General features: G+C 67.4%; 21 protein-coding genes and 1 pseudogene. 16 read left to right on the top strand and 6 right to left on the bottom strand.

Going from position 1 to position 23,376, the window contains the following annotated elements; translation table 11 throughout:
* Positions 1–2 precede the first annotated feature (2 nt).
* The 5 genes from J7I79_RS17155 to J7I79_RS17135 all read left to right on the top strand — a co-directional run bounded on the left by J7I79_RS17155 (position 3) and on the right by J7I79_RS17135 (position 4,578).
* Complete coding sequence (locus J7I79_RS17155) at positions 3–1,202, top strand: thiolase family protein (protein ID WP_214955240.1); 1,200 nt, start codon at positions 3–5, stop codon at positions 1,200–1,202.
* Positions 1,203–1,206: 4 nt separating this feature from the next.
* The gene (locus J7I79_RS17150) at positions 1,207–1,866 is read left to right on the top strand and encodes a 3-oxoacid CoA-transferase subunit A (protein ID WP_214955238.1); all 660 of its coding nucleotides are present in this window, start codon (positions 1,207–1,209) and stop codon (positions 1,864–1,866) included.
* Position 1,867: 1 nt separating this feature from the next.
* Positions 1,868–2,551: a 3-oxoacid CoA-transferase subunit B gene (locus J7I79_RS17145; RefSeq protein ID WP_214955236.1), complete on the top strand. Its 684-nt coding sequence runs from the start codon at positions 1,868–1,870 to the stop codon at positions 2,549–2,551.
* Between the two features lie 109 nt (positions 2,552–2,660).
* A complete protein-coding gene (locus J7I79_RS17140; RefSeq protein ID WP_214955234.1) occupies positions 2,661–3,485 on the top strand; it encodes an IclR family transcriptional regulator C-terminal domain-containing protein in 825 nt (274 codons plus the stop codon).
* A 106-nt stretch (positions 3,486–3,591) separates the two neighbouring features.
* Positions 3,592–4,578, top strand: a complete 987-nt coding sequence (locus tag J7I79_RS17135; protein WP_214955232.1) for a diacylglycerol kinase family protein — start codon at positions 3,592–3,594, stop codon at positions 4,576–4,578.
* 89 nt (positions 4,579–4,667) lie between these two features.
* Here J7I79_RS17135 and J7I79_RS17130 read toward each other — a convergent pair whose 3' ends face one another.
* The 6 genes from J7I79_RS17130 to J7I79_RS17105 all read right to left on the bottom strand — a co-directional run bounded on the left by J7I79_RS17130 (position 4,668) and on the right by J7I79_RS17105 (position 11,002).
* Positions 4,668–5,396: an aspartate/glutamate racemase family protein gene (locus J7I79_RS17130; protein ID WP_214955230.1), complete on the bottom strand. Its 729-nt coding sequence runs from the start codon at positions 5,394–5,396 to the stop codon at positions 4,668–4,670.
* An 8-nt stretch (positions 5,397–5,404) separates the two neighbouring features.
* On the bottom strand, positions 5,405–6,841 hold the full coding sequence (locus J7I79_RS17125) for an amidohydrolase family protein (protein WP_214955228.1): 1,437 nt from the start codon (positions 6,839–6,841) through the stop codon (positions 5,405–5,407).
* Positions 6,842–6,851: 10 nt separating this feature from the next.
* The gene (locus J7I79_RS17120; RefSeq protein ID WP_214955226.1) at positions 6,852–7,679 is read right to left on the bottom strand and encodes an aspartate/glutamate racemase family protein; all 828 of its coding nucleotides are present in this window, start codon (positions 7,677–7,679) and stop codon (positions 6,852–6,854) included.
* Positions 7,676–8,359, bottom strand: a complete 684-nt coding sequence (locus tag J7I79_RS17115) for a GntR family transcriptional regulator (RefSeq protein WP_214955224.1) — start codon at positions 8,357–8,359, stop codon at positions 7,676–7,678. Before J7I79_RS17115 ends, J7I79_RS17120 begins: the two co-directional genes overlap by 4 nt.
* Positions 8,360–8,441: 82 nt before the next feature.
* On the bottom strand, positions 8,442–9,824 hold the full coding sequence (locus J7I79_RS17110; RefSeq protein ID WP_214955222.1) for an MFS transporter: 1,383 nt from the start codon (positions 9,822–9,824) through the stop codon (positions 8,442–8,444).
* A gap of 338 nt (positions 9,825–10,162) precedes the next feature.
* Positions 10,163–11,002, bottom strand: a complete 840-nt coding sequence (locus J7I79_RS17105) for an ACT domain-containing protein (RefSeq protein ID WP_214955220.1) — start codon at positions 11,000–11,002, stop codon at positions 10,163–10,165.
* 426 nt (positions 11,003–11,428) lie between these two features.
* On the opposite strand from J7I79_RS17105, the gene J7I79_RS17100 reads away from it, so the two are divergent.
* The 11 genes and pseudogenes from J7I79_RS17100 to J7I79_RS24285 form a co-directional block, all read left to right on the top strand.
* Positions 11,429–12,997: a sugar transferase gene (locus J7I79_RS17100; protein WP_214955219.1), complete on the top strand. Its 1,569-nt coding sequence runs from the start codon at positions 11,429–11,431 to the stop codon at positions 12,995–12,997.
* Between the two features lie 15 nt (positions 12,998–13,012).
* Positions 13,013–14,125, top strand: a complete 1,113-nt coding sequence (locus J7I79_RS17095) for a Gfo/Idh/MocA family protein (RefSeq protein WP_214955217.1) — start codon at positions 13,013–13,015, stop codon at positions 14,123–14,125.
* Positions 14,122–15,117: an NAD-dependent epimerase/dehydratase family protein gene (locus tag J7I79_RS17090; RefSeq protein ID WP_214955215.1), complete on the top strand. Its 996-nt coding sequence runs from the start codon at positions 14,122–14,124 to the stop codon at positions 15,115–15,117. Before J7I79_RS17095 ends, J7I79_RS17090 begins: the two co-directional genes overlap by 4 nt.
* Positions 15,114–16,289: a DegT/DnrJ/EryC1/StrS aminotransferase family protein gene (locus J7I79_RS17085; protein WP_214955213.1), complete on the top strand. Its 1,176-nt coding sequence runs from the start codon at positions 15,114–15,116 to the stop codon at positions 16,287–16,289. Before J7I79_RS17090 ends, J7I79_RS17085 begins: the two co-directional genes overlap by 4 nt.
* A complete protein-coding gene (locus tag J7I79_RS17080; RefSeq protein WP_214955211.1) occupies positions 16,282–16,950 on the top strand; it encodes a NeuD/PglB/VioB family sugar acetyltransferase in 669 nt (222 codons plus the stop codon). The genes J7I79_RS17085 and J7I79_RS17080 overlap by 8 nt, the downstream gene beginning before the upstream one ends.
* The gene (locus J7I79_RS17075; RefSeq protein WP_214955204.1) at positions 16,947–18,080 is read left to right on the top strand and encodes a DegT/DnrJ/EryC1/StrS aminotransferase family protein; all 1,134 of its coding nucleotides are present in this window, start codon (positions 16,947–16,949) and stop codon (positions 18,078–18,080) included. The genes J7I79_RS17080 and J7I79_RS17075 overlap by 4 nt, the downstream gene beginning before the upstream one ends.
* Positions 18,077–19,540 carry an oligosaccharide flippase family protein gene (locus J7I79_RS17070; RefSeq protein WP_251042928.1) on the top strand — a complete coding sequence of 488 codons (1,464 nt, stop codon included), beginning with the start codon at positions 18,077–18,079 and terminating at the stop codon, positions 19,538–19,540. The genes J7I79_RS17075 and J7I79_RS17070 overlap by 4 nt, the downstream gene beginning before the upstream one ends.
* Positions 19,537–20,808 carry a glycosyltransferase gene (locus J7I79_RS17065; RefSeq protein ID WP_214955202.1) on the top strand — a complete coding sequence of 424 codons (1,272 nt, stop codon included), beginning with the start codon at positions 19,537–19,539 and terminating at the stop codon, positions 20,806–20,808. The genes J7I79_RS17070 and J7I79_RS17065 overlap by 4 nt, the downstream gene beginning before the upstream one ends.
* Entirely contained in the window at positions 20,805–22,058 is a 1,254-nt protein-coding gene (locus tag J7I79_RS17060) for a glycosyltransferase (protein ID WP_214955200.1), read from the top strand. Before J7I79_RS17065 ends, J7I79_RS17060 begins: the two co-directional genes overlap by 4 nt.
* On the top strand, positions 22,055–22,978 hold the full coding sequence (locus J7I79_RS17055; protein WP_214955198.1) for a DUF6492 family protein: 924 nt from the start codon (positions 22,055–22,057) through the stop codon (positions 22,976–22,978). The genes J7I79_RS17060 and J7I79_RS17055 overlap by 4 nt, the downstream gene beginning before the upstream one ends.
* Positions 22,975–23,361, top strand: a pseudogene (locus J7I79_RS24285) (VanZ family protein); the annotation flags it as partial. The gene J7I79_RS17055 and the pseudogene J7I79_RS24285, both read left to right, overlap by 4 nt.
* Between the last annotated feature and the right edge of the window lie 15 nt (positions 23,362–23,376).

Genomic DNA, 23,376 nt, shown 5'->3' with positions numbered 1-23,376 from the left:
TTTTGAACCAAGCATTTGTTTACGACGCTGTACGCACGCCGTTCGGGAAGTTCGGCTCCGGCCTCGCCGGTGTCCGCCCGGATGACCTCGCCGCGCACGTGATCGGCGAGATCGTGAAGCGCGCCCCGAAGCTCGACGCCGAGCGGATCGACGAAGTGGTCTTCGGAAACGCCAACGGCGCCGGCGAGGAGAACCGCAACATCGCCCGGATGGGCACCCTGCTGGCAGGCTTGCCGGTCTCGATCCCCGGCACCACGGTGAACCGGCTCTGCGGATCGTCCCTGGACGCGGCCATCATCGCGTCCCGCCAGGTCAACGCCGGTGACGCCGAGCTGATGCTGATCGGCGGGGCGGAGTCGATGTCCCGTGCCCCCTGGGTGCTGCCCAAGACCGAGAAGCCCTACCCGGCCGGGGACATGACGCTGGCGTCCACCACGCTGGGCTGGCGTCTGGTGAACAAGGCCATGCCGAAGGACTGGACGATTTCCTTGGGCGAGGCCACCGAACGGCTGCGCGAGAAGTACGGCGTGACCCGCGAACAGCAGGATGAGTTCTCCGCGAACTCGCACAACCTCGCTGCCGCGGCGTGGGACGAAGGGTTCTACGACAACCTGGTGACCCCGGTTCCCGGCACCGACCTGGTCCGCGACGAAGGCATCCGCGCCGGATCCTCGGCCGAGAAGCTCGCCGGCCTGAAGACAGTGTTCCGCACCGAGAACGGCACCGTCACCGCCGGCAACGCCTCCCCGCTGTCCGACGGCGCCTCCGCGGCCTGGATCGGATCCGAGAACGCCGCCGGGCTGCTCAGCATGGAACCGCTGGCCCGGATCGCCGGGCGCGGCGCGCACGCCAACGACCCGCAGTTCTTCGGCTACGCCCCGGTGGAGGCCGCGAGCAAGGCCCTCGCGAAGGCGGGCATCGGCTGGGACCAGGTGGGCGCCGTCGAACTTAACGAAGCGTTCGCCGCGCAGTCCCTGGCGTGCATCAACGCCTGGGGCATCGATGCCTCCATCGTGAACCGGCACGGCGGCGCGATCGCGATGGGCCACCCGCTGGGCGCCTCCGGCGGCCGCATCCTCGGCACCCTGGCCCGCAGCCTGCAGGCCTCCGGGGAGCGCTGGGGCGTCGCCGCGATCTGCATCGGCGTCGGGCAGGGCCTGGCCGTGGTGCTCGAAAACGTTACTGTTTCTGTGAAGGGCTAGGATCATGCTGAATTTCATTGACACTGTTGGCGAGGCTGTCGCCGGCATCAAGGACGGCTCCACCGTGATGATCGGTGGCTTCGGCAACGCCGGCCAGCCGTTCGAACTGATCGATGCGCTGATGGACTGCGGAGCCCGCGAGCTCACCGTGGTGAACAACAACGCCGGCCAGGGCGACCAGGGGCTGGCCCTGCTCATCAAGGAAGGCCGGGTGAAGAAGATGATCTGCTCCTTCCCGCGGCAGTCCGACTCCTGGCACTTCGACGCCAAATACAAGGCCGGTGAGATCGAGCTGGAACTCGTCCCGCAGGGCAACCTGGCCGAACGCATCCGTGCCGCCGGCGCCGGAATCGGCGGCTTCTTCACGCCCACCGGCTACGGCACCATGCTGGCCGAGGGCAAGGAAACCCGCATCCTGGACGGCCGGGGCCAGGTCTTCGAGACCCCTATCCACGCCGACGTTGCCCTGATCAAGGCGCTCAAGGCCGACGGCGTCGGGAACCTCGTGTACCGCAAGACGGCCCGGAACTTCGGCCCGATCATGGCCGCCGCGGCCAAGCACACCGTGGTCCAGGTTTCGGAAATCGTCCCGACCGGTGGGCTGGACCCGGAGGTCATCGTGACCCCCGGCATCTACGTGAACAGCATTGTGAAGGTGGCCTGACATGAGCATCCAGACAGCATCCATCCAGACCAGCGAGACGCCCCTGGGCCGCGACGACCTGGCCCGGCTCGTGGCGAAGGACATCAAGCCAGGTTCGTTCGTGAACCTGGGCATCGGCCAGCCCACCCTGGTGTCCAACTACCTCGAGCCGGAGCAGAACATCACGCTCCACACCGAGAACGGCATGCTCGGCATGGGCCCGGAAGCCACCGGCGAGCAGATCGACGGCGACCTCATCAATGCCGGCAAGATCCCTGTCACCGAGCTCCCGGGGGCGTCCTACTTCCACCACGCCGACTCGTTCGCGATCATGCGCGGCGGGCACCTGGACATCTGCGTGCTCGGCGCGTTCCAGGTCTCCGCCACCGGTGACCTCGCCAACTGGCACACCGGCGCACCGGACGCCATCCCTGCCGTGGGCGGTGCGATGGACCTGGCCACCGGCGCCAAGGACGTATTTGTGATGATGACGCTCCTGGCCCGTGACGGCGCCTCGAAGATCGTGGACGCCTGCACCTACCCGCTCACCGGCGTGGGCTGCGTGACCCGCGTGTACACGGACAAGGCCGTGTTCCTCACGGGTCCGGACGGCGTCCAGGTGCGCGAAACCTTCGGCTGCACCCTCGAGGAGCTCCAGGAATTGGTGCCCGTCCCCCTCACAGCAGCCCCCGCCGTCGAACGCTAACCCCACCTACGGCGCGAACTGGCAGCAGATGACCCCAAATCCCCGATCTGGGGTCATTAGCTGCCAGTTCGCGCTTCAGGGGACCGGGCGGCAAATAGGATTGGTATCCATGACCGACGCAGCAGCAGCGAATGCGCCCAGGCCGTCCTCTGCGCCCCCGGCCAGCGACCAGTATGTCCAATCCCTGGCCCGCGGGTTGGCCGTAATCCGCGCCTTCGATACCGACCACCCGGTGATGACCCTCACCGAGGTGGCAGCCCGGACTGACCTCACCCGCGCCACGGCCCGCCGCTTCCTGCATACTCTGGTGGAGCTGGGCTACGTCCGCACCGACGGCAAAACGTTCGGCCTCACGGCGCAGGTACTGCAGCTCGGGTACGCGTACCTGTCCGGGCTGTCCCTGCCGCAGCTCGCGCAGCCGCACCTGGAGGAGCTCTCGCTCCGGCTGGGTGAGTCGACGTCGGCCGCGGTTCTGGACGGGCAGGACATCGCCTACATCGCGCGCGTCACGACGCGCCGGATCATGAACGTCGGCATCACCGTGGGCACGCGTTTCCCGGCGTACGCCACGTCCATGGGCCGCGTGCTGCTCGCCACGCTGCCGCCGGCCAAGCTCCAGGAGTACCTCGCGGAGGCCGAGATCAAGCCCCTCACGCCCCGGGCCATCGGCACGAAGAAGGACCTCGTGCCGGTGCTGGACACGGTCCGGGCGCAGGGCTGGTGCCTGCTGGACCAGGAACTCGAACTGGGGCTGATGTCCATTGCCGCGCCGGTTTACCACGGCCCCACGAAGGTGGTTGCGGCCATCAACGTCTCCCTGCAGGCCCAGTCGGTGGCCGCAAAGCCGGACCCCAAGGGCTACCTGGACATGGTGCGGACGGCGACGGTGGAGACAGCCCGGCTGATCTCCGCGGATCTCTCAGCCAAGCACTAGCCGGCGGGCCCGCCACCGAAAGCTCAGCATGCTGACCAAAACAGGCCGATCACGGTTACGATTCACCATGGGAATACCCCCGAACATTCCGCCCGTGAAGGACGCCATGACCCAGCAAACCACTGCGCCGGAGAACGCCAGCGCTCCCGAAAGCACCCCGGCACCCGAGGCCGGCGACAGCACCCGGCGCGCCGCCGTCGTCGTCAATCCTGCCAAGGCCGTGGGCCCCGATCTCCGCGCCGCCCTGGTCCGGCTCTGCGAAACGCAGGGCTGGGCCGAGCCGCTGTGGCTCGAGACCACCGTTGAAGACCCGGGCGAAGGGCAGGCGCGCGAAGCACTGGAGGCGGGGGTCGACGTCGTCATCGCCGCCGGCGGCGACGGCACCGTGCGCTGCGTGGCCGAAGCGCTCGCCGGAACCGGAGTTCCGTTGGGCCTCGTCCCGCTGGGCACGGGCAATCTGCTGGCCCGCAATCTGGGCGTCGACATCACGGACCCCGTGGCAGCGGCGTTCGACGTCCTGAACGGCACCGAGATCACCGTGGACGTGGTCAAGGCGAAGCTGGACCATTCGGACGACGAACAGGTTTTCCTGGTGATGGCCGGCGTGGGCTACGACGCCGCCATCATGGCGGACACGGTGGACGTCCTCAAGGATCGGATGGGCTGGCTGGCCTACGTCGAGGCAGGCATCCGCAAACTGCCGGGCAAGCCCGTGAAGGCAAAGATCAGCGTTGACGGGCAGCGCCCCATCGGACGGCGGATCCGCAGCGTGATGTTCGGCAATTGCGGCCGGATCATGGGTGGCGTGGAAATCTTTCCTGACGCAGAGATCGACGACGGCGTGCTGGACGTCCTGATCATGTCCCCGAGGGGACGGCTGGGGTGGCTGGGAGTGGTGGCGGGCATCTTTGGCAGGCGAAAGGATGAGATGGAATCCGTGGAGTATTTCCAGGGCAAGACCGCAGAGATCACGTTGGAGCACGAACAGGAATTCCAGCTGGACGGCGACCACGTGGGCACGGGCAAGCATCTTGTCATCAGCGTGGAGCCCGGCGCCCTTAAGATCAGGATGACCGCTCCGCCGGCCGCCTGAACGGCGGCTGGGCACCGGGAATTAAGGTTCGACGGCGGCACGCTCCCGGGGGCGCGCCGCCGTCGGTTCTTGACTGGACTGCTTGGCGTTTAGCCGGCCAGCAGCCTGCCCCACCTTGGTGCGAGCAAGGGGGACCCGGCAAGTTTGAGGCAGTGCCACAGCGTCACGGCCACGGAGTCCAGCACCGGAACGCCGGTTTCTGCCTCCACTTCCGCTGCGATGTCGGCACCGTACAGGTTGGTGCACAGGTAGATCAGGGCGTCCGGGCGGGCTGCTGCAAGCTCCAGGGACCCGGGCCGCATCTCGTCGTCCGTGACCCGGGCGAACGACTCGTTGTCACGCAACCCCAGGGCACGGTGGCCGATGGTCTTGATACCGTGTCTCTCGTAGGAGGCCATGATGGCGCCGTTCACGTCCTCCGTGTACGGCGTGAAAAGCCCTATCCGCTCCGTGCCGAAGGACTCAAAGGCCTCCAGGTAGGCCAGCGTGGACGTGGTGGCCGGGATGCCCGTCGCGTCCACGATTTTGCCGACCAGCTCACGATCGTGGTCCGCGCCGAGCCAGGAGCCGGACGTGCCGTTCCAGGCGATGACGTCCACATCGGCCGTCGCCAGCAGCTCGGCGGCGGCGCGCATGACAGCCGGATCGAACTGCTTGTCCGAGGAGTCATCCAGGGCGATCCGGGTGACGGGGATCCGGGTGAAATGGATGGTGACGTCGTCCCGGTCGCCCAGGATGCGGTAGCTCTGGGGCTCAAGGCAGGTGTTGGAAGACGGCACGATCATGCCGATGCGGGTCTTGCGTGCGGGGGATGGCATGGCTGCTCCTAGTTTGCTGCGGAGAGGGTCGTGGTGGCGGCGGAACCCGCGGCGGACGAGTGGTGTTCGCGGAAGCCGTTGCGGGCCACAAAACGCCCCACGGCGCCGGGATCGTGGAAGCCGCCGCCGTCGACCACCACCCGCCCGGCGGAGACCACGACGGCGGGCCAGCCGGTGAGCGTGCGGCCGTCGAACGGCGAGAAATCAGTGCCCATGTGCAGCGCACCGCCGTCCACCGTCCGTTCCTCGGCGGGATCGAAGACCACCAGGTCGGCGTCGAAGCCCTCGGCGATGGTCCCCTTGCCGGGGACCGCGTTGATGCGGGCCGGGCCGGCGGAGAAGACCTCCACGAAGGCCTCCACCGAGCTGCCGGCGGAAGCCATGGCCGTGAAGGTGACGGGCATCCGGGTTTCGACCCCGGGCAGGCCGTGCGGCATGGCGCGGACGTCGTCCGTGCGCTCGCGTTTCTGTGACAGGTCGTAGCAGGAATGGTCCGAAGCGACGGTGTGGATGGCGCCGCCGGCCAGCCGATCCTTGAGTGCGGCCACGGTTTCGGGGCTGCGCATGGGCGGGCAGCAGGCGTACCACTCGGGGAACGTGGACCCGTACACCGTGTCATCGAGGGTGAGGTAGTGCGGGCACGTCTCGGAATAGGCCTCCTGGCCGCGGGCACGTGCCTCGGTGACCAAGTCGACGGCGCCCGGGGTGGACTGGTGCACGAAGTACACGGGGGCCTTGGTGTACTCGGCCATGGCCAGGGTTTCCTTGACCGAGATTTCCTCGGCAAGCTCCGGGCGGGTCCGGTGCAGGTGCTCGATCCCGATCCTGCCGTCGTCGGCGTGCTGCTGCGTGCAGTCGCTGATGATGGCGTCGTGTTCGGCGTGGATGTAGGTTAGGCCGTCCAGCCGGACCATTTCGCGCATGACCTTCAGGATGGTGTCCCCGTCCGCCATGGTGCTGCCGCGGTTGGTGGTGTACATCTTCACCGAACGCACTCCCTCGGCTGCCAGCTGCTCCAGCTGCCAGGGCACGGTCTCGTCCCAGCTGACGACGGAGCCGTGCAGGGCGACGTCGCAGCGGGACTCCTGCGCGAGTTCCTTCTTGTGCAGGACAGCGGCCAGCGGGGTTTCCTGGGCGTCACGGGGAATGCCGAAGTCGATGATGGTGGTGGTGCCGCCCCACAGCGCTGCGGTGGAGGTGGTGCGGTAATCGTCAGGGGTGCGGAAGCGTCCAGTCACCTGCGCCACGTGGCAGTGTCCGTCCACGCCGCCGGGGATCACCAGCAGGCCGGTGGCGTCGACCGTGCGTGCGGCCTCGGGGACGGGTTCCGCGGCGTCGATGAGCTGTTCAATGCGGCCGTCGCGGACCACCACGTGGGCGTTCCGGCGGCCGAAGCTGTTCACCACGGTGCCATTGGCGATGACGAGGTCTGGAATGCGGGACATCATTGTCCTCCTAGTTCTTTGATGCGGTTTGTGCAGACTGGGCGGCGGCCAGGGCGGCGTCGAGGTTTTCTGAGAGGCCCCTGCGGGCCTTGAGCGGCGGCGGCGCGAAGGCACCGGCCCGGTGCGGGCCGGACTGGAGCCCCACCACGGCCTCCGCCATGCGGATGCCGGCGGAGATGCCGTCCACCACCGGAACCGGGATCTGGCCCCGAAGTTCGCGGGCCAGCCCGGCGAGGGGCGCCCCGGCGAGGATCACGACGTCGGCCCCGTCCTCCGTGACGGCCTGCCGGCTGAGTGCCAGCAGCGTTTCCTTGAAGTCGTGCTGCACGGAACCGATGCCGTTGAGGCTTTCGTTGATGGAGCGGATGGATGCCAGCCGGCCGCCGAGGCCGAAGCGTTCCACGCAGTCCAGGTACCAGGGCCGGATCCGGTCCGAGATGGCGATGATGGAGAAGCGGTGGCCCTGCAGGGCGGCGGCGCACAGTGCGGCCTCAGTGATGCCGATGACGGGCACGTCCGTGAGTTCCTTCAGGGCAGGCATACCCGGATCCCCGAAGGCCGCCACCACGACGCCGTCGACGGGTGCCGCGTCGATGCGGTCCGCGCGGGAGGCGCCATCAGCGCCGCCGTCAGACGTTTCCGCGGTGTATTCGGCGATGACCTCTGCCACGGCGCCGGCGGCGATCAGGGACTCAAAGCGGGTTTCGATGTATTCAACGCCGTGCCCGGCAGTGCGGACCACCAGTTCGGTGCCCGGCGAGGCCGAGCGCAGGGCTTCCGATTCGATCAGCGCCGTGACGTCGTCGCTGATGTTGGGGTTGATGACAAGGAGTTTCATTTCTTCTTCCGGTGAAGAGCGGGTTCTGTTTTCTGGAAATCGTCGGGGAACTGTTCGCGGTATTTGCCGATGTGCGACGCCGACTGGGCGGCGGCGCGGTCGGGATCGCCGCTGGCGATGGCGCCGTAGAGTTCCCGGTGTTCCTGGATCAGTTCGGGCAGGTCGCTCACGTGGCGGAACAGCCAGTGCATGCGGCCCTGCAGCGGTTCCAGGGCGGACCTGAGGAAGCCGTTGTCCGCGATCCGGGTGATGGCGTCGTGGAATTCGCTGTTGGCCCGGTGGGCTTCCATAACGGCCCCCTTGGCGAGGCAGCGTTCGGCCTCGTCCAGGAGCCCGTCAAGGTACTCAAGGTCCCCGGGCGTGGCCCGGACGGCGGCAAGGCGGCAGGCGAGCACCTCCAGCGACTGGCGGACATCGAAGAGATCCTCCACGTCCTTGGGACTGAGTGAGCTGACCTCCGCGCCGCGGGCTCCCCGGTCGCTGAGGAGGCCCTCCTGGCGCAGCATCCGCAGCGCCTCGCGGACTGGCAGCCGGGAGACATTGAACTCGGCTGCCAGGTCGCGTTCCACCAGCCGTGTGCCGGGCGCGTAATGCCCTTCGAAGATCCTGGTGCGGAGCGCGTCCCGGACAGTCTCGCGGAGGGGGCGTTCCTTGTCCTGGGTTTCTTCTGCGGCAAGCATGGTGCTCCATTCGGGTTTCTTGATCGGTATTGCGCTCCCGGCACGGGAGGATGTGCTGCGGTGCCCAGCTTAGGGCGCCAGCCTAGACAGGGAGGCGCTTGTTGTAGTCCAGCATCAGGACGGACACGCCCATGATGATGGCGGATCCCACGAAGTACAGCAGCGCCCAGGTGTAGGAGCCCGTGGCGCCGACGATCAGGCCGACGGCAATAGGGGTGACGAAGCCCGAGATATTGCCGCTGAAGTTCATCGCGCCGCCCAGGACACCGGCATTGGTCCGGCCGCCCAGGATGGACGGGATGCTCCAGAAGAGTCCCACCCAGCGGAGGAAGAACATCACCACGGAAAGGAGGACGACGGCGGTGGTCGGGTCCGCCACGACGGTCACCCCGATGAGGCCGCCCACCACCACGACGCTGGAGGTTCCCAGCAGCGTGCGCATGACGCGGTTGGCCGAGGCTCCGGCTGCCCGCCACTTGTCAGCGATGGCGCCGCCCAGGATCTCGCCGACGAAGCCGGCGCCGAAGATCACGAACGTGGACCACCCGATGGTTTTCAGGTCGAAGCCCTTGGCCTGGGCGAGGTAGAGCGGGCCCCAGGTGAGGAGGCCGTAAAACACGCCGTTGAAGCCCAGCCAGCCGAAGCACATGGCCCAGAAGGAGCGGAACTTCAGGTAGGGGAGCAGGGCGCGCTTGCCCTTGCTGCCGTCCAGCTCGGCCTCGGCGTCCTCCGCCGCGTGGGAGGCCTCGATGTATTCGGCCTCGGCGGCGTTGACGCCGCGGTGCTGGCGCGGGTTGTCCCGGACGTACCACCAGACGGCCAGGCCCATGAGCACGGTGGCCGCACCGGCGATGACGAACGAACTGCGCCAGCTGCCGGTGGCGGCGATCAATCCTGCGATGAGGATGCCGCCCAGTCCTGCGCCGAGGGGAGCTCCGGCGTCCAGGATGGTGGCACCGCGGCCGCGCTCGGACTTGTGCATCCAGATGGCATTCAGCTTGCCGCCGGCGGGCATGACGCCGGCTTCGGTGACGCCGATGCCAAGCCGGGCGATGAACATGCTCAGGAAGCCGCCGGCCATGCCTGAGGCGGCCGTTGCGGCGCCCCAGCCAACGCACGAGGCTGTCATGACCTTGCGCGGGCCGAACTTGTCGATGAGCAGGCCCACCGGGATCTGCATGATGGCGTAGGTCCAGAAGAAGGCGGAGAGCAGCAGGCCCACCAGCTCCGGGGCCATGTTGAATTCCTTCTGGATGATCGGGAGCGCCACCGAGATGGAGCCCCGGTCGATGTAGTTGACGGCGACCAGGACGAGGAGCAGCAGGAAGAGCTTCCAGCGGACGTTGGTGCGCCGTTGCACGCCGTCCTTGCCGGTCTGGCCCTCGAGTGCGGTTTGGGTTTCTGCTTGGTCGGTTTCGGTATTGGAGGATTCGGAACTTGACGTTTCGGTACTTGGAAGAGACACAGCTTCTCCTTCACGGGGAAGATTTGCGGGCAGGGGAAAGACTCTGAGCTGTGGCTGGCCGGCGGCCGGATTCGGCGGCGGCCATGCTTTCCCGGACTGAATCTGGGTGCGCCTTGCTGGTGCAGGCGGTCCGGGAGGTGATCACTTTTGGGATCCCGATTTGGGATCCCAAAATTAAAGATAGAAGTGACCCCCGCCACTGTCAAGGGTTTTTCCGGCAATGCCGGTCGGGCCGCTTATTTACCGATTGTGACTGCCCCAGCTGCCCAAGCTGCCGCCAGTGCAGCCTGACGCCGGTTCGTCAGTCCGTCGCCGGTTCGGCAGCCTGGCGGCCCCGGTTACCGGCTGTCGGTGTGCGCCAGGATCTCGGCGAGCTCGGCCAGCCGGTGCGCGCGCGCCGATTCGGCGGGAGTAAACGGTTCGCCGGGCCGGTAGAAGGTGATGGGGCCGTGCCAGGCCGTGGGGATCTTCAGTACCGTCCCGGCGTCGGCTGAGGCCGGAGGTTCCTGGCCGCCCTCCACGGAAACGGGCACGATCCTGGCGGAAAGCAGCTCGGCCACGGCCAGCGGAAGCTCATTCGGATTGCCGGCGATCCGGGCGGCCAGGCTCAGGGCCCTGGTCTGGCCGTCGGCCATCGCCAGGGCGGTGGTGGGCCAGACATGGGCATGCCGGCCGCCGCCGTCGCGCAGTGCCTCGAGCAGCCCGCGCTCGCGGAGGTGCCCCGGGGCGGACAGGACGAACTCGTCCAAGACACCGCCCGCCACCGGATGGATGTGGATGCTGAGGATGTTGGTGTCCAGCCGTGCCAGGGCCTGCGTAATCTTCTGAAGGGACCCGGGTTCATCGCGCAGCACTGTGCGGGCACGCCACAGGGCCGGTGCCGTATTCAGCCGTTTGCGGTGCCGCAGGGCAGGAGCATGCAGCCAGCTCCTCAGCATCCGGGCCGCCGACGGTTCGGCCACCCAGATGACCAGCACTGTGGCGGTCAGGGTAAGCACCAGGACCTTGGCCACATACGGGAGATGCGTCTCCACCACGGCGGCATGCACCAGGAGCTCAATGGGCAGCATCACCGCTATATTCGCCAGGGTCAGCCGGGCTTTTGGCGGTTCCGGCATCTGGCCGCAAACTTCGCAGCTCAAGTCGGCCGATTCGGGGGACTGTGTCTTGCGCTTCATACTCACATCATGTCCGGGCCCTGTTTCAGGGGGATTGCCGCTGCGTCACGAACGCCCACATCCCTGAATTGGCGCGGTTTTGAGCCGCTCCGAAGCTGGCGGCTGCCAACCCGGGCGCGCCTTCGAAAGGCCGTCGCCGGGTCCCGAATTCGCGTAGGCCCGGGTGTCCCTGGCTGCCGTGGGTCCACGTAATACCCGGCACCCCGACCTAAGGGTCCACGACCTGTCCGAGTACCACACGCATAAAGCTCCAACGGCATGCATAGAAAGCCGGGTAGGTGCCGCTCGTGACGCGGGGACCGGCCCACGGCTTTCATTGGGGAAGGCATCAACCGGTGCCGCCTACCAATGTTCGGGGGGATAGGCAATGGCGACATGGTCTGCCTGCGCGTGGCGCCCCTCCGCCTCTAATGTTTGGGGGCTGCAGTGAGCCAGCTGGGTAAAACAAGCCCGTTCGTGCTGAGGTTCCTGAATCCCGGAGGGACCTCCGGGACCGTCGCCGCACCGCCGCTTGGCGCCGTCGGGGGTTCCCCCGGCAGCCCGGAACGGCAGCCGTCCGCACGCAAGCTGTCCGGCCGTGAGTGGGCCCGCTTCCTGGCCCGATTCCTCCGGCTGACCGACTCCCTCTTGGTGGTTGTCTCGGTGCTCGCCGGATACGTGATCCGGTTCGACGGCGGGCACTCCTTTGCCGAAAGCCGCGACAATGCGCTCGGCGCCCTCCTGGCCGCCGGCCTTGCGGTGTTATGGATCGGCGCGCTCCATTTATACCGGACCCGGGATCCGAAGGTCCTGGGCGTCGGTTCCAGCGAATACAAACGCGTTGCCGTCTCCACCACCCGGGTCTTTGGCCTCCTGGCGGTGTTCCTGGTGGTATTCCGCCTGGAACCGGCCTGGGCGTTCTATGTCGCGTCGTTCCCGCTGGGCCTGTTGGCACTGGTGGGAAACCGGTGGTTCGCCCGCCGCTGGTACAACCGGAAACAGGCCGAGGGCCAGTTCCTGGTGAAGGCGATAGTCATTGGCGAGCCGAACGATGTCCGCTACGTCCTCGGGCGGATCGCCAAGAAGACCGGCGCGGCATACGAAATTCTGGGGGTGTCGCTGCCAGGCGCCCGCCGGGGAATGATGCTCGACGTCGATGGCCGCCGGATTCCGGTGCTGTCCTCCACCGACGACGTTGTCCGCACCGTGGGAAACCACGGTGCCGAGGCAGTCATCGTGGCGGGGCCGGTACCGGGAGGCAACCAGTACATCCGGGAGCTGGGATGGCGGCTGGAAGAGCATCGCGCGGAACTGGTCCTGGCGTCCACGCTGACGAACGTAGCGGGGCCGCGGATCCACTGGCGGCCGGTGGAGGGACTGCCGCTGATGCATGTGGATGTGCCGCAATACAGCGGCGGCAAGCACGTGCTCAAGCGGCTCCTGGACATCGCGGGCGCCACCGTGGCCCTCGTCCTGCTGTCGCCGCTGTTCCTGGCCCTCGCGGTCATCGTCAAACGGGACGGGCCGGGGCCGGTGTTCTTCAAACAGGAGCGTGTCGGCAAAGCCGGCCGTCCGTTCCGGATGATCAAGTTCCGGTCCATGGTCACCGACGCGGAAGCGTCACTCGCTGCACTGATGGCGCGCAACGAGGGTGCAGGCGTGCTGTTCAAAATGCAGAACGATCCGCGGGTGACCAGCTGCGGGCGCTGGATGCGCCGCTACTCGCTGGATGAACTGCCGCAGTTCTGGAACGTGCTCACCGGCGAGATGAGCCTGGTGGGTCCACGGCCGCCGCTGCAGCGCGAGGTGGAAGCCTACGAACGGCACACCCACCGCCGGCTGCTCATCAAACCGGGAATCACCGGCCTCTGGCAGGTCAACGGCCGCTCGGACCTGCCCTGGGACGAGGCCGTGCGCCTCGATCTCTACTACGTCGAAAACTGGTCGATCATGGGGGACGTCATCATCATGTGGCGGACTTTCAAAGCAATGTGCATGCCTTCGGGCGCGTATTAACTAGAGGGGACAGACATGGACGCTTCACAAGAGTCCTACCGCCGGGAGCTTGACCTGATGGCTTCCGCCGCACCCTTGCGGGCCGCCGTCATCGGCGCCGGCTACTGGGGGCCCAACCTTGCCCGCAACTTCAAGGCCAGCCCCGACTGGAAACTGTCCGCGATCGTGGACATGGACCGGGACCGCGCCGTCAAGCTCGCCGCAGCGAACGGGGGCGTTCCGGTCTGCGAATCCATCGACGAACTGCTGGACACCGTCGACGTCGACGCGGTGGCCATCGCCACCCCGGCCCACACCCACCACGGGATCGCCCTGACGGCCTTGCGGGCAGGCAAACACGTGCTGGTGGAAAAACCCCTGGCCGACAGCAGGGCCAAAGGCGTGGAGATGGTCGAAGAAGCCGAGAAGCGGGGCCTGGTCCTGATGGCGGACCATACGTACTGCTACACGCCCGCTGTCCTTAAAATCCGGGAACTCATCGCGGACGGGTCCCTGGGCGAGATCCTGTTCATTGACTCGGTGCGGATCAACCTGGGGCTCGTCCAGCCGGACGTGGACGTGTTCTGGGACCTCGCACCGCACGATCTGTCCATCATCGACTTCATCCTGCCCGGCGGCCTCCGGCCGGTGGAAGTGGCGGCCCACGGCGCTGATCCCCTGGGGACCGGACGGGACTGCGTGGGGCACCTGACCTTTGCGCTGCCCAACGACGCCATGGCGCACGTGCACGTGAACTGGCTCAGTCCCACCAAGATCCGCCAGATGGTGGTGGGCGGCTCCCAGCGGACCCTGGTCTGGGACGACCTGAACCCGCAGCAGCGGCTCAGTGTCTACGACCGCGGCGTCAGTCTGGACCGGAAATACCGGTCACCGGCGGAGAAGAAGGCATTCGCCATTTCGTACCGGCTGGGTGATACCTGGTCTCCGGCGCTGCCGGAACATGAGGCCCTCGGCCAGATGGTGGCGGAATTTGCCAGCAGCATCTGGCATCACCGGCCTGCACGGACCAGCGGCGCATCCGGCCTGAGGGTGCTGTCCGTGCTGGAAGCGGTCAGCCGCAGCCTCAGCGGCGACGGACAGTCGGTCGCCGTCACGGGCAACGAAGCCCAGATGGAGGGACGGCGATGAGCATGCTCCAGGGCGCGCGGGTCCTGGTCACCGGCGGCGCCGGCACCATCGGATCCACGATCGTGGACCACCTGATCACCGCCGGGGTCGAGCAGGTGGCCGTCCTGGACAACCTGGTCCGCGGCCGCCGCGCCAATCTCGACGGTGCGGTTGCCACCGGCAGGGTGGAACTTGTCGAAGGCGATCTCCGCGACCGGGACCTGGTCCACGACCTCACCCGCGGCAAGGATATCGTCTTCCACCAGGCGGCCATCAGGATCACGCAGTGCGCCGAGGAGCCGCGGCTGGCCCTGGAAGTGTTGGTGGACGGCACGTTCAACGTGTTCGAGGCCGCCGCCGATCACGGCGTGGGCAAGCTGGTGGCGGCATCCAGCGCCTCGGTGTACGGCATGGCGGAGGATTTCCCCACCACGGAACGCCACCACCACCACAACAACGACACGTTTTATGGCGCGGCGAAGTCCTTCAACGAGGGGATGGCCCGCAGCTTCCGGGCCATGACCGGACTGGACTACGTCCTGCTGCGCTACTTCAACGTCTACGGACCACGGATGGACGTACACGGTCTCTACACGGAGGTGCTGGTGCGCTGGATGGAGCGCATCGCGGACGGACTGCCGCCGCTGATTTTCGGTGACGGACGGCAGACCATGGATTTCATCTACACCCGGGACGTTGCCCGCGCCAATATCCTGGCCGCCGGCAGCGGTGTCCGCGAAGGCGTCTATAACGTAGCCAGCGGTGAAGAAACCAGCCTCCTGGAACTGGCCGAGGCCCTGTTGCGGGCCATGGATTCCGACCTGCAGGTGGAGCACGGTCCCGACCGCGCCATCAACGGCGTTGTCCGCCGCCTCGCGGACATCTCGGCCGCCCGGCTGGACCTTGGCTTCGCGGCGGAAACCGGGCTCGAGGACGGCCTTCGGGAACTCGTGGACTGGTGGCGTCCGCTGCGAAGCGAGATCGCGGCCACCCGGGTCGGAGGCGTGCGGTGACCATTAGCCAGGATCGGGCGCTGAGCCGCATCAATGTCATGAAACCGTGGCTCGGGGTCGAAGAAGCGGAGGCCGTCGCCGAGGTGATCGCGTCCGGCTGGGTGGCGCAGGGCCCCCGCGTGGCGCGGTTCGAGGAAGCCTTCGCCGCCGCCCAAAAGGCGATGCACGCCGTCGCGGTTTCCAACTGCACCACCGCACTGCACCTGGCGCTGAAGGTGGCGGGCATCGGGCCGGGCGACGACGTGGTGGTGCCGTCCTTCTCCTTTATCGCCACCGCCAATGCCGCAGGCTACGTCGGGGCACGGACGGTGTTTTGCGACGTTGAAGCGGAAGCCGGCAACGTCTCGGCGCAGACCGTCGCCGCCGCGCTGACCCCGGCCACCAAGGCTGTGATCGCAGTGGACCAGGGTGGAATGCCGGTGGACCTGGACCCCATCCGGGCCCTGTGCGACCCCCTGGGCATTACGGTGATCGAGGATTCCGCGTGCGGGGCGGGCTCCACGTACCGAGGTCGTCCCGTCGGGGCCGGTGCGGACTTGGCTGCGTGGTCCTTCCACCCGCGCAAGATCCTGACAACCGGCGAGGGCGGCATGCTGACCACGCTGAACCCGGAGTGGGCCAGCCGGGCGCGGAGGCTGCGCGAACACGCCATGAGCGTTTCGGCCAACGACCGCCATGCCGCCCTCCTGGCCCCGGCAGAGGAATACCTCGAAGCCGGGTTCAACTTCCGGATGACGGACATGCAGGCGGCAGTGGGGCTGGTCCAGCTGGGGCGGCTGGGCGAGGCCGTGGCCCGCCGCCGGGAGATCGTGGCCGGCTACCACTTGGCCCTGAACCGGGTTGGGGGGCTGCGGTTTGTCCGCGATCCCGACTATGGCACGAGCAACTTCCAGTCATTCTGGGTTGAGGTCCTGCCGTCGTTCCCCCTGAGCCGTGAAGAGCTCCTGGAGCGGCTGGCACGCGACGGCATCTCCGCCCGCCGCGGGATCATGGCCGCGCACAGGCAGCCAGCGTACGCCAGCCGGGATACCGGCCCCGCCGACCTGTCCGTCACCGAGCGGCTGACCGACAACACCCTCATCCTGCCCGTGTACCACCAGCTGACCGCCGGCGAGCAGTCCCGGGTGCTGCGGTCCATCCGACTGGCAAGCGGGGAGGGGAACCGTGGCTGACCTCATTCTGATCGCTGCCAGCGGGCTCGCCCGCGAAGTCCTCGCCACAGTGCGCGACAGCGGCCAGTTCGACGTCGTCGGGATCCTCGACGACGATCCGGGCAGGGCGGGCACCACGGTGGACGGCTCGCACGTCCTGGGGCCGGTCAGCCACGCGCTCAATTATCCGGATGCGAAGGTGGTGGTCTGTGTCGGCGCAGGCAGCGGGCGGGCCGTAATAGTGGCCAGGCTTGCCGCGCTCGGGTTCCCGGACCGGCGCTACGCCACTGTGGTTGATGCCTCGGTGCGGCTCCCGGAGGGATGCCTGATCGGCCGCGGCAACATCCTGCTGGGCCACGTCACGCTCACAGCCGGCGTGACCATTGGCAACCATGTGGTGGTGATGCCCGGGGTGACCCTTACGCACGACGACGCGGTGGAGGACTTTGCCACGTTTGCGGCCGGCGTTTCGCTGGGCGGCGGCGTCCGCGTGGGGCAGGCGGCCTACCTGGGCATGAACTCCAGCGTGCGCGAACGGACCGTCATAGGCGCCGGCGCCACCGTAGGGATGGGGGCCGTAGTGCTGGCCGATGTTCCGGCCGGCGAGACCTGGGCCGGCGTACCGGCGCGGGCCATCAAGCATGCCATGCAAACGGCTGCAGTTTCAGGAGGCGGACAATGACTCTTTCACCCACTTTCCCCTTGTCCGTACCCCTCGTTGACCTCGGCGCGCAACAGCAGGAAATCGCCGAGGAAGTGGAGAGCGGCATCAGGCAGGTCTTCGCACGGACCTCCTTCATCGGCGGCCCCGAGGTTGCCGAATTCGAGCAGGCTTACGCCCGTTTCGTGGGGGCCCGGCACTGCGTCGGCGTCGCCAACGGCACCGATGCGCTGGAGCTGGGACTCCGCGCGGCCGGGGTCATGCCCGGCGGGGAGGTCATCCTGCCGGCCAACACGTTCATCGCCACCGCCGAGGCCGTGAGCCGGATCGGGGCGGTCCCGGTGCCTGTCGATGTGGACCCCGACTACCTGCTCATCGATCCCAGGCGGGTCAGTGAGGCCGTGACTGAGGCGACACAGGCGATCGTGGCGGTGCACCTCTTCGGGCAGGCAGCGTTCGTTGAGAGGCTCAAGGCCGCTGCCTATGGCTGCGGCGCCGTCATCGTCGAGGATGCCGCGCAGGCCCAGGGCGCATCCCGGCACGGGCGCTTCGCCGGCACGCTGGGCAGCGTGGCCGGAACCAGTTTCTATCCGGGCAAGAACCTCGGCGCTGCCGGTGACGCCGGAGCAGTCCTGACGGACGACGACGGGATAGCCGCCCGTGTCCGCCTTCTCGGCGCCCACGGCAGCTCCGTCAAGTACGAGCACGACGCGATTGGCATGAACTCCCGTCTGGACACCATCCAGGCAGTGGTGCTGAACTCCAAACTGCGCCGCCTTGCGGCCTGGAACGAACGACGGCGGGAGGCGGCCGCCCGCTATTCGGAGATGCTCCGGGACGTCCCCGGCATTGTGCTGCCACGCACGGCCGAAGGCAACGTCGACGTCTGGCACCTCTACGTCATCCGGATCCTGGAACGGGACCGTGTGCTCGCCGCCCTCAACGGTGCCGGGATCGGCGCCGGCATCCACTACCCCGTTCCGATGCACCTTAGCCGCGCCTACCGGCACCTCGGATTCTGCCGCGGATCCTTCCCGGTGGCAGAAGAAGCCGCCGCAACCATGCTCTCCCTGCCGATCTACCCGCATATCACCGCCCGGCAGCAGGAGTACGTCATCGGCCAACTGCTCGCGGCCATGGAACGGCCATGACACAAGGAACCAGCGCCCCCGGCGCCTCGAACGCCTTCGCGTGGAGCCTCCTGAACACCATGGTGTCGAAGGTGGGCACGCTCGCGATTGGCATCGTCCTGGCCAGGATGTTGGGCCCGGACTCCTTCGGAACCTATGCGGTGGCACTGGTGGCGCTGATGGCCGTGCTCAGCTTCAACGAGCTTGGCGTTTCGCTGGCGATCGTCCGGTGGCCCGGCGACCCGGCAAAAATAGTGCCCACCGTCAACAGCATCTCCGTGGCGGGCAGCGGCCTGTTCTGCGCCGGTGCAGTCCTTGCTGCTCCCGCGTTCGCGGCCGCCATGGGCGACCCCGAGGCCACGGACGTGGTTCGGGTCCTCATTCTCAGCGTCTTCATCAACGGCGTGGTGGCATCTCCGGCGGCCCTTCTCCAGCGCGACTTCAAGGAAAAGACCCGGCTGGGGATCGACCAGGTCAACGTCTGGACGGGAGCTGTGCTGTCCATTGTCCTGGCGCTCACGGGAATGGGCGCCATGGCGCTGGCGGTGGGCAGGGTGGCCGGAAGCCTCGTGTCAGCTGCCATGTTCCTGGCGGCGTCGCCCATGCCGTATCGCTTCGGACTGGACCGCAACCAGCTCGGACCCCTGCTTCGGTTCGGCCTGCCGCTGGCCGGCACGAGCATCATTTTCTTCGCGGTCGGCTACGCGGACCAGCTGACGGCCGGATCCCTGCTGGGACCGGCGGCACTTGCCTTCTACGTCCTCGCGTTCAACCTTGCCAACTGGCCCGTCAGCATCCTGGCCCAGCCCCTCCGCAGGGTAGCGCCTGCCGCGTTTTCGGCACTCCAGCAGGACAAAGCAGCCATGAACTCGGCGCTGGTCTCGGTGGTGACGGTCCTCGCTGCGGCGACGCTGCCGCCCGTGATGTTCCTGGCCGGAAGCGCAGTGCCGCTGGTGGATCTTGTCTACGGCAAGGATTGGCTGCCGGCGGCTGCCGCGCTCTCCTGGCTGGTGGCGGCCGCAGTCAGCCGGATCTTCTCGGACCTGGCCTATGACTTCATGGTGGTCCTGGGCAGGTCGGGCACGGTGTTCGCCATCCAGGCCGGCAGCCTGGTTGTGCTGGTGCCCGCACTCGCTGCCGGTGCAGCCCTGGGCGGACTGCAGGGACTGGCTTTTGCGCAGGCACTGGTCTGCGGCTGCATCCTGCTGCCGTTGTGTTTATGGCAGCTCGCCAACGCGGGCATCTCCGTGCGGGCCGTCTCGTCAGTGGTGTTGGTCCCCGCGCTGGCTTCCCTTGCCGTCGGTGCCTTGTCGCTTGGCCTGGTCAGCTGGCTGCCGGTGCCCTGGCTGGAACTTCCTGCGGGCGCACTGCTGGCTGCGTCCACGGCCGCGGCGTTGCTGTACTGGCGCCGGGATGACGTGAAGCTGCTGAAGGAAGTGGGCCGCGAAGCCCGCTCGGAAGTTGGAGAGCTTGTCCCATGAGAATCCTTGTCTACCCCCACGACCTCGGCATCGGCGGCAGCCAGATCAACGCGATCGAGCTCGCCGGAGCCGTAGACAGGCTGGGCCACGAGACCATCGTGTTCGGGCGCCCCGGGCCGCTCGTGGACAGTATCCGGCGGCTGGGGCTGGAATTCGTGGCCGCGCCGGAAGCGGGCAGGCGGCCGTCGGTGGCGGTTAGCCGGGCGCTGGCCGGGCTGGTCGAACGCCGGCGGATAGACATCCTGCACGGCTATGAGTGGCCGCCCTCGCTGGAATGCTATCTGGCCGCACGGCGGATGCCCCGTACGGCGGCAGTGTCCACTGTTATGTCCATGGCTGTCGCCCCGTTCATCCCGAAGCACGTCCCGTTGACTGTCGGCACCCACCAGATCGCGGAGGTGGAGGCCGGATTCGGCCGCTCAGCCATTACGGTGCTGGAGCCGCCTGTCGACGTTGACGCGAACCGCCCCGGCCTTGACCTTGCCCAGGGAGACCTCAGGAAGACGTGGGGCGTCCCGGAGGGCGCGTATGTTGTGGCCATCGTGTCCCGCCTGGCCAGGGAGCTCAAGCTGGAGGGCATCCTCAGCGCCATGGACGCGGTGGCTTCCCTCCCGGCCACGATGCGGGTTTGCCTGCTCATTGCCGGCGACGGCCCGGCGCGTACGGAAGTCGCCGCGCGTGCGGCGCAGGTCAACATCCGGACCGGCCGGCAGACGGTTGTCCTCACCGGCGAACTTGCCGACCCCCGGGCGGCCTACGATGTGGCCGACGTTTGCCTTGGCATGGGCGGATCCGCGCTGCGGGCGCTGGCCTTCGGCAAGCCGCTGGTGGTCCAGGGCGAAGCAGGCTTCTGGGAGCTCCTGACGCCTTCCTCACTTGATACCTTTCTATGGCAGGGATGGTACGGCGTGGGCAGCGGGCAGGCCGGCGGCGCTTCCGCGCTCCGCCACGTACTGTTCGAGATCCTCCCGGCCGAGCGGCTCCGCGCCGATCTCGGGGCCTTCGGCAGGCGCGTCGTGGTGCACCGCTACTCGCTGGCACATGCCGCGGAGGCCCAGCTGGACGTTTACGGTGCTGCCCTGGAAACGGCGTCCGCCAGCCGCATGGCGTACGCCCGCGAACTCGAGGCCGCCGGCCATTTCCTCCGCTACAAGCGCCGCCGGCTGCAGGCGCGCCTGACCGGCCGGGATACGGCTGACGATTTCAACGCCCGCCCCGTCGCGGCGGCGCCTTCGCTGCAGGCATTCTCCGCGGGAGGTGCCACATGAGCGCCGGTGGCCCCATTATCTGGATGGCCGGCACCAACTGGGATGCAGTTGCCGGGACGGACAAGTGCCTGGTCACGGCGCTTGCCATGACCCGGCCGGTGATGTGGGTGGACCCGCCCGTCCCGGTTCGCCTGCCTCTGCGAACGGCAATCCGGATCCTTGGGACTGCAGGCAAGGTGGCAGGCAGTGCACCGCAGCTGGAACAGGTAGGCGAGTCCGTGCTGCGGCTTAAGGTGATGGCACCGCCTGGCGTGACACGGCCGTTCATCCGGCGGATCACGGCATGGTGGCTGGAGCGCGCCATCAGGTCTGCGGTGGCCCACACCGGTTGGGAACCCGCGGCCGTTGTCACCGCCATGCCACTGGCCCGCTTCCCCCGCAGAACTACGGGACTCAAAATTGTCTACCTGACTGACGACTGGCTCGAAGGCTCCCGCTTGATGGGGTTGTCCCGCACGGCCATCCGTCACGTGCTGGAATCCAACCTGTCGAAGGCAGACGGCGTCGCCGCGGTTTCTGAGGAACTGATGTTCCGGCTCGGCGGCTTCCGCCCGGCCGATGCCGCCACCCGGACTGCCACGGCGCAGGGGCCTGTTCACGCTGTGATTCCCAATGGCTGCCCGGAGCCTGCGGCTGGCATGCCTTCCGCGCCACGCGAGCCCGCCGCCTGCGTCGTCGGTCAACTCAACGAGCGGCTGGACCTTGATGTGCTTGAAGCCGTCCACGCTGCCGGAATCGCCATGACGGTCATCGGCCCCCGTACGGACCGCAACCCCTCATTTGGGCTCCGGCTGGATGCCCTCCTCGCTGCTGAGAACGTCCATTGGATGGGGCAGCTCGCCGCGGACGAACTGCGTGGCCAGTTGTCAAGGTTCGGAGTCGGCCTGACTCCGTATGCAGACTCGTCCTTCAACCGTGCAAGCTTTCCGCTGAAAACCCTCGAATATCTGTCGGCCGGGCTAGCTGTGGTTTCAACGGACATGCCTTCTGCGCGCTGGCTAAACACTGGCCTGATCTCGCTGCATTCAGACCCCGAGGAATTCGCGCTCGCCGTCAAGGCTGCCCTGGCGGAACGGAACGACCGGGAGCAGGAGCGGCTGAGGAGGCAATTCGCCACCGGACACACCTGGGCCGCACGGGCCGTTGACTTTCAGCGATTGCTTGACCGCGCCGACCACCACCGTGCCCGCCATCGCGCGGGCCCCTTGGCCGCCGTTACTGCCGGGAAACCGGGGGAGGAGCAAACATGAACACCATCGCGGTCCTGACGCCGTCGTTCCGGCCGGACTACAAGAGGTTGCTCAGCCTGCACCAGTCCGTTCTGGAATTCACTGATGACTCTGTTGTCCACCATGTGATCGTGCCTCGCCGGGACCTGTCGCTGTTTAGGCCCCACGAGTCGTCCCGGCTCAGAGTCTGGAGTGAAGCGGACTTCCTGCCGGCAGGCTTTGTCGCCACGGACGCATTCGCCGCCGCCGTTAAGAAAATACCGTTCCTACCTGCCATGGTGCGGTTCAGCGCGATGAATGTCCGCCGGCCGTGGCCCCCGGTGCGTGGATGGGTTCTGCAGCAATTGTTGAAGCTGTCAGCCGGCACCAAGCTGGGTGCGGACTCAGTGGTGATTATTGACTCCGACGTGGTGCTTCTCCGCCCCATGCCTGCGGATCTTTTTTTCCGGGCCGGCGCCGTCCGCCTATATGAAAAGCCTGAGGCCATCACGGCTGGTATGGATCGGCACCGGTTGTGGACGCAGACGGCACATCGGCTGCTGGGCCTGCAGGCTCCGGATTCGACAGCCTACCCGGACTACGTCGCAGGCATTGTCACCTGGGACCCGGAACTCTTGTCTGAGTGCCTCGCCAGGATCGAGTTGGTGACAGGAACGCCATGGGCCTGTGCAGTAGGTGCCCAGCTGCACTTTAGCGAGTTCATTCTGTACGGCACCTTCGTGAGGCATTTCGCCTCGGACCAGCAGCGTTCCTTCACCGAACCGACCACGCTGTGCCACAGCTACTGGGACCCTGCCCCCTTAACGGAGGCGCGGGCCGGGGAGTTCATCGCTGATTTCGGCCCCGGCGACATCGCCGTCCACATCCAGTCGAACTCCGTCACAAGCGAAGAAGTCACGCGGCAGGTGCTGGATGCGCTCCGGACGGAGGCCAAGCGATGAGGGCCGCCGCCAGGCGCAGCACCGTTCTGTTGCTGCTTGTGCTGTACCTGGTGGCCTTAGCGGGCGTTGGCTTCTGGCCCACACCGGTGGAGCGCCCCGTGGCCGGGCTCCTTCGCAGCGTCCTGCTGACCCTGCAGGACCAGCCGCTGACAGCAGGGATCCGAGCAGGTCACGTGGAAGTGGCCGCCAATGTGGCGCTCTTCGTGCCGCTTGGATTGCTGACCGTCCGGATGGTCCCAGCGCGCCGATGGTGGCTTGCCGCCGTCGCCGGCATGGCCGCCTCCTGCGCGATCGAGGCAGTCCAGTTCCTAGCCCTCGACCAGCGGCAGGCCAGCCTGCGGGACATCGCCAGCAACACGCTGGGCGCCCTGCTCGGTGCACTCGCGGTCGTATGGGTG

Source organism: Arthrobacter sp. ISL-69 (assembly GCF_018613775.1).
GTDB lineage: Bacteria > Actinomycetota > Actinomycetes > Actinomycetales > Micrococcaceae > Arthrobacter.
Note: the sequence above shows the minus strand (reverse complement) of the source record. Positions and strands in the feature narration are given on the sequence as shown.